6 protein-coding genes are annotated in these 6,113 nt (G+C 75.6%); 3 read left to right on the top strand and 3 right to left on the bottom strand.

The annotated features are described in order from the left end of the window. Positions 1-9: 9 nt before the first annotated feature. Positions 10-537, bottom strand: a complete 528-nt coding sequence (locus ACTWQH_RS06960; RefSeq protein WP_443285459.1) for a methylated-DNA--[protein]-cysteine S-methyltransferase — start codon at positions 535-537, stop codon at positions 10-12. A 140-nt stretch (positions 538-677) separates the two neighbouring features. Between ACTWQH_RS06960 and ACTWQH_RS06965 the strand changes: the two genes are divergently transcribed. Then, a complete protein-coding gene (locus ACTWQH_RS06965; protein WP_443285460.1) occupies positions 678-1,262 on the top strand; it encodes an RcpC/CpaB family pilus assembly protein in 585 nt (194 codons plus the stop codon). Positions 1,263-1,445: 183 nt separating this feature from the next. Next, a complete protein-coding gene (locus ACTWQH_RS06970; protein ID WP_443285475.1) occupies positions 1,446-1,940 on the top strand; it encodes an MscL family protein in 495 nt (164 codons plus the stop codon). A gap of 29 nt (positions 1,941-1,969) precedes the next feature. Here the strand turns inward: ACTWQH_RS06970 and ACTWQH_RS06975 are convergent, their stop codons facing one another. After that, positions 1,970-2,710: an AMP-binding protein gene (locus tag ACTWQH_RS06975; protein ID WP_443285461.1), complete on the bottom strand. Its 741-nt coding sequence runs from the start codon at positions 2,708-2,710 to the stop codon at positions 1,970-1,972. A 140-nt stretch (positions 2,711-2,850) separates the two neighbouring features. Between ACTWQH_RS06975 and ACTWQH_RS06980 the strand changes: the two genes are divergently transcribed. Continuing rightward, positions 2,851-3,978 (top strand): P1 family peptidase, encoded by a 1,128-nt coding sequence (locus ACTWQH_RS06980; protein ID WP_443285462.1) that lies wholly within the window; start codon positions 2,851-2,853, stop codon positions 3,976-3,978. 52 nt (positions 3,979-4,030) lie between these two features. Here ACTWQH_RS06980 and ACTWQH_RS06985 read toward each other — a convergent pair whose 3' ends face one another. Further along, positions 4,031-6,058 (bottom strand): PTS fructose transporter subunit IIABC, encoded by a 2,028-nt coding sequence (locus ACTWQH_RS06985; RefSeq protein WP_443285463.1) that lies wholly within the window; start codon positions 6,056-6,058, stop codon positions 4,031-4,033. Between the last annotated feature and the right edge of the window lie 55 nt (positions 6,059-6,113).

Consider the following 6,113-nt stretch of genomic DNA (forward strand, 5'->3'; position numbering starts at 1 on the left):
CCCGGCCGGCTAGCCGGCGAGCGCGAGCTGGCCGCTCTCCAGACGCAGCAGCTGCCGCTTGCGCTCGGGACCGCCCAGGCCGTACCCGGCCAGGTCGCCTGAGGACGCCAGGACCCGGTGGCACGGCAGGACGAGCGGCACCGGATTCACGGCGTTCGCCGCGCCGACCGCGCGGGCGCCCCGGGGCAGGCCGAGCTCCCGCGCCAGGTCGCCGTAGGTGGCCGTCGAGCCGTACGGGATCTCCGTCAGGCGGCGCCACACCCGCCGTTGGAAGGGCGTGCCGCCGACGGCGACGGCGAGGTCGAAGTCGGTGAGGCCACCGTCGAAGTACGCCGCCAGCTGCGCCGTGGCGTCGGCCAGCGGGGCCGGGTCGGCCCGCCACGAGGGGTCTATGCGGGCCTCGGCCGCCAGGTCCACGCGATGCAGCCCCCGGTCGTCGCCCACCAGGAGCAGCTCTCCCAGCGGCGAGTCCATGACGGCGTAACACGGCTCTGCGGTGCGGCCCGGATCCGGGCTCGCTGCGATGAAGCGGATCATGCTGCCACTGTCCGTGATCGAACGGCGGCGGCGCCAGCGGAGATCGGACATCGACCTCGAACGGATGACGGAGTTTTCCACAGGCGCCGAGTTGTCCACAGGCCCCGGCGGGACGTGCCGCGAGCGGGCACGGTGGGTGCATGAACTCCGCACCACGCCCGGCACCGGGCCCCGTTTCGTCACCCGCCCGATCCCGCGTTCCCGACTTCGCGCCGGTCGGCCCGCGCGGCGGGCGTCACCGGCTGCGGCGCGTCCTGCGGCGCCGGCGGCGCGGGCGGCGCGTGCTGGCCGGAGCGCTGGCGGTCACGGCCGTCGCGCTGGCCGCCGCCGCGCCCTGGGGCGGCGGCGAGGGCCCCGACGGCGCCCCCGCCGGAGCCGGCGACGCCCGCCCCGGGACGGCGGACGGGCCGGGGGAGCCCGGCGGCGAGGGTCTCGTCGCCACCGCCGTCCGCATCGCCGACCCGGCCGCGGTGAGCCTGCTCAAGCCGGGCGACGAGGTGGACGTGCTGGCGGCCCCGCCGCGCTCGGGCGGCGACGGGCCCGAGCGCGCCCGCGTGATCGCCCACCGGGCCCGGGTGGCCGAGGTGCCCAGGCCGCCGATGGAGCCCGAGGAGGGCGGCATAAGCCCGCCCGGCGCCCTGCTCGTGCTGACGGTCCCGCCCGGCACGGCCGCCGACCTCGCCGGGGCGGCGTCCGCCGGCGGACTGGCGGTGGCCCGATGGTGATCCGAACGCCTGCCCGTGGCCACACCTTCACGTGGTCATCGGATTGGACAGCCCTCGCCCGCCTGGGGCAGCGTGAGCCGCGTCCGGCGTGGAGGAGAGAGCGGAGGGAGCGCGGTGAGCGAGCGAGGCAAGAGCCTGGTGACGGGAGCCAAGGGGGTGCTGTCGGGGTTCCAGGAGTTCCTGATGCGGGGGAACGTGGTGGAGCTCGCCGTGGCCGTCGTGGTCGGCACCGCGTTCACCAACATCGTGAACGCGGTGGTGAAGGGCGTCATCAACCCGCTCATCGGCGCCCTCGGCACCCAGGACCTGGACGCCTACGAGTCCTGCCTGCGCGGCCCCTGCGAGGTGAACGAGGCGGGAGAGGTGGTCTCCGGCATCCCGATCCGCTGGGGCACGGTGATCAGCGCCTCGCTCACCTTCCTGATCACCGCCGCGGTGGTCTACTTCCTGATGATCCTGCCGATCAACCGGTACCAGGAGCGCCGCAAGGCCAGGGCCGAGGCACAGGCCGAGGCCCAGGCCGAGGCGCCCGCCGAGCCGACCCAGCTGGAGGTCCTCATCGAGATCCGCGACGCGCTGCGCGCCCAGCGGCCGACGGCCGAAGCCGGCGACGCCACCGCCGCGATCGTGGCCCAGCGCACCGGCTCCGACGAGTCGGCGGCGGAGAACAGGCCCTAGCGGCACGTCGTGGCCCGCCCGGCGGGGCGTCAGAGGTGGTGCGGAGGCCGTTCGTTGAGGAAGCGGGCGAGGTCCGCCACGCCACCGCCGCCGAGGGCCGGGTCCTCGGGAAGCCGCTCGCCCCAGCCCTCGTCGGCGTCGTCCGGCGCGCGCTGGTCCAGCGGGTCGCCGAAGTCCAGGGCGGCCAGACGCTCCCGCCTCTGCCGCTGCGGACGCCGGCCCTCCGGGGAGTTCGGGGTGCTGGTCATGAGCCCAGCGTACGGCCCCCCCGGCGGGGTCGGGGTCCGGGCGGCGAGCGCCTCGTGCCACCACAGGTCCCGGCCGGGCTCCCAGGGGACGGGCCGGGCGAGCTGCGACACCACCAGCACGGTGTGGACGCCCGGGCATCCCCACAGGGCCCGGTCGAGCACGGCCTTCACGTCCTGGACGGCGTCGTCCTGCCGGCAGCTGTCCGCGCTGACGACCACACGCGCGCCGGAGGAGCGGATCCGGTTCCGCACGAAGCCCAGGTGGTTTCCGACGGGGAGGGTGATGCGCATCGCGCCGAGCCTGATGCAGGCGAGGGTGACGATCACCGACTCCAGGCACATGGGCAGCAGCACGGCGACAGGGTCGCCCTCGCGCACGCCGAGCCGGGCCAGGGCCTCCGCCGCCTGTTCCCCCTGCCGCAGCATCTGGGCATGGCCGAGCACGTCGGCGGGCCGGACCCGCGCTCCTCTTCCGGAGCCCTCGTCATCCCGGCCCCGCTGGTCATGGTCGTCTGGCGGCATGCGGGGCAGCCTCGCCCCTCCCGATTGACGTCCGATAAACGTCCGCTGGACGTCCCCGCCCGGGTCGCGTCGCGGCTGGTGAGACGGGTGGGGGTGATGCGGCCGATGAGCCGATGAGCCGGGCGTGGTACGCATGGGCCATGACTGAGCCGAGTAGCGAGCCGGAAGAGCACGGAGAGCGTGGCGAGCGCGGAGTTCGCGCGGGCGGGGCGTTCGTCGCCGGGCCGCGGAACGCGCTGACGGACGTGGCGGGCCTGCGGGTGGGGCATGCCCAGCGGACCGGGGACGGCTGGCTTACGGGCTGCACCGTGGTGCTGACGCCGCCGGGCGGCGCGGTGGCCGGGGTCGACGTGCGCGGCGGCGGCCCCGGCACCCGGGAGACGGACCTGCTCGACCCCAGCAACCTGGTGGAGCGCGTCGACGCCGTGCTGCTGACCGGCGGCAGCGCCTTCGGTCTCGACGCCGCCACCGGCGTGATGGGCTGGCTGGAGGAGCAGGGCCGCGGCGTCCGGATAGGGCCGCACGTGGTGCCGATCGTCCCGGCGGCCGTCCTGTTCGACCTCGGGCGCGGCGGTGACGGGCGGGCGCGGCCGGACGCGGCGCTGGGCCGGGCGGCGGCCGAGGCGGCGGGCGGCTCCGGGCCCGGCGCGCCCGTCGCCGAGGGCAACGTGGGCGCGGGCACGGGCGCGAAGGCGGGCGGCATCAAGGGCGGGGTGGGCACGGCGAGCGCGGCGCTGCCCTCCGGGGTCACGGTCGCCGCGCTCGCCGCGGTCAACGCGGCGGGCTCGCCGTTCGACCGGGAGACCGGCGCGCTGTTCGGGGCACCCGGCAGCACCCCGCCGCCGCCCGCCGTGCACGAGGAGGCCATGCGCCGCCTGGCGGAGTCGGTGCGGGAGACGGGCCGCCGGGGGCCCGCTGGCGGCAGCTCGCCGCTGAACACCACGCTGGCGGTGGTGGCGACGGACGCGACGCTGACGAAGGCTCAGGCGCGGAAGCTGGCGGGCGTCGCCCACGACGGCCTGGCCAGGGCGGTGCGTCCGGCGCATCTGATGGTCGACGGCGACACGGTCTTCGCTCTGGCGACCGGCGAGCGACCGCTCCCTTCCCCCGTCGCCGGCCTGGAGGCGGCCTCGGGCTTCAACGAGCTGCTGGCCGCGGGTGCGGACGTCCTGACCCGGGCCGTGGTCTCGGCGGTGCTCGCCGCGGAGACCGTGGACACGCCGGGCGCGCTGATCCCCGCCTACCGGGACCTGTACGGAGGGGAGTAGGTCCCGGTAGGCGGGGGCGGAGGCTCCCGGGCCGCCGCCCGGGAGCGTGGTCCTACGCCGCCGTGGCCGTGGCGACGGGTGCCGGGCTCGCGGCCGTCTCGGCCGCGGCCCCGACCCGGTCGCGGTGGGACCTGGCGCGTTCCTTCAGGACGATCACCAGCGTCGCGGTCACCGCCGTGCCGGCGGCGATCGCCAGCAGGTAGAGCACCGGGCTGCCGACCAGGCCGGTGACGAAGACGCCGCCGTGCGGGGCACGCAGCGTGCTGCCGAACGCCATGGTCAGCGCCCCGGTGACGGCGCCGCCCGCCATGGCCGAGGGGATGACGCGCAGCGGGTCGGCGGCGGCGAACGGGATCGCGCCCTCGGTGATGAAGGAGGCGCCCAGCACCCAGGCGGCCTTGCCGTTCTCCTTCTCCGTCCGGTCGAAGAGGCTGCCGCGCACCAGGGTGGCCAGGGCCATGCCCAGCGGCGGGACCATGCCGGCGGCCATCACCGCGGCCATGATCTCCATGTTCGTGTCGCCGGGGTTGGCCACGGCGATGCCCGCGGTGGCGAAGGTGTAGGCGACCTTGTTCACCGGCCCGCCGAGGTCGAAGCACATCATCAGGCCGAGCAGGACGCCCAGCAGCACCGCGTTGGTGCCGCTCAGGCCGTTCAGCCAGTCGGTGAGCCCGGACTGGGCCTCGGCGATGGGCTTGCCGATGACGATGAACATCAGGAAGCCGACGGCGATGGACGACAGCAGCGGTATGACGACGACCGGCATGACGCCGCGCAGCGCGGGCGGGATGCCGACGCGCTGAATGCCCATCACCACCGTCCCGGCCAGCAGGCCCGCGGCCAGGCCGCCGAGGAACCCGGCGTTGACGGTCACCGCGATCGCGCCGCCCACGAAGCCGGGCACCAGGCCCGGCCGGTCGGCCATGCCGTAGGCGATGTACCCGGCGAGCACCGGGACGAGGAAGCCGAACGCGGCGCCGCCGATCTGGAAGAACAACGCCGCCCAGCTGTCGGTCTGCGTCCACACGAAGTGGTCGGCGACGGCGGGGGCCTCGTTGATCTGGTAGCCGCCGATGGCGAAGGCGAGCGCGATGAGCAGCCCGCCGGCGGCCACGAACGGCACCATGTAGCTGACGCCGGTCATCAGCCACTTGCGCAGCCGGGTGGGGAAGCCGTCGCCGGGCTCCCCGGCGCGGTCCATCGGCGAGGACGCGGCCGGGGCCACGCCGGCGGCGCCGGGGACGTGGTCGGCGGCCCGGGCGCGGGCGGCGGCGATCAGCTCGGCGGCCCGGTTGATGGCCGCCTTGACGCCCACGTCGACAACCGGCTTGCCCGCGAAGCGGTCCCGTTCCCTGACCTCGACGTCGTGCGCGAAGATCACGGCGTCGGCGGCGGCGATGACCTCCGGCGCCAGCCGCTCGAACCCGGCGGAGCCCTGCGTCTCGACGCTGATCCGCACGCCCTCGGCCTCGGCGGCGCGCTCCAGCGACTCCGCGGCCATGTAGGTGTGCGCGATCCCGGTGGGGCAGGAGGTGACGGCCACGATCGTGAACGGCTCGGGAGCGGGGGTCCCGGCCGGGTCCTCGGCATCGGCTTCACTCCGCGCGGCGAGTTCCTCCGGCTCCTCTGGCTGCTCTCCCCTGATCAGTTCCGCCACCCTGGCCGGGTCGGTGCCCGCACGCAGCGCGTCCGTGAACTCGGGGCGCATCAGCTCGCGGGCCAGGCCGGAGAGGATCGTCAGGTGGTCCTCGTCGGCGCCCGCCGGGGCGGCGATGAGGAAGATCAGGTCGGCCGGCCCGTCCGTGGCGCCGAAGTCGATGCCGTCGGCGCTGCGGCCGAAGGCGAGCGTCGGCTCGGTGACGTGGGCGCTGCGGCAGTGCGGGATGCCGATGCCGCCCTCGAGGCCGGTGGGCATCTGGGCCTCGCGGGCGGCGACGTCCGCCAGGAAGCCCTCAAGGTCGGTGACCCGGCCCACGGCGGTCATACGTTCGGCGAGCGAGCGGGCCGCCGCGTCCTTGGTGGTGGCGGAGAGATCGAGATCGACCAGGTCCGCCGTGATCAGCTGAGCGTGCTGGCTCATCACTGGCTCCCGGAGGTGGAGGAGGGATCTGGGGGTGAGGGGGACGGGGGTGCGG

The sequence above is a fragment of the Streptomyces sp. 6N223 genome (assembly GCF_052246635.1).
Classification (GTDB): Bacteria; Actinomycetota; Actinomycetes; order Streptomycetales; family Streptomycetaceae; genus Streptomyces.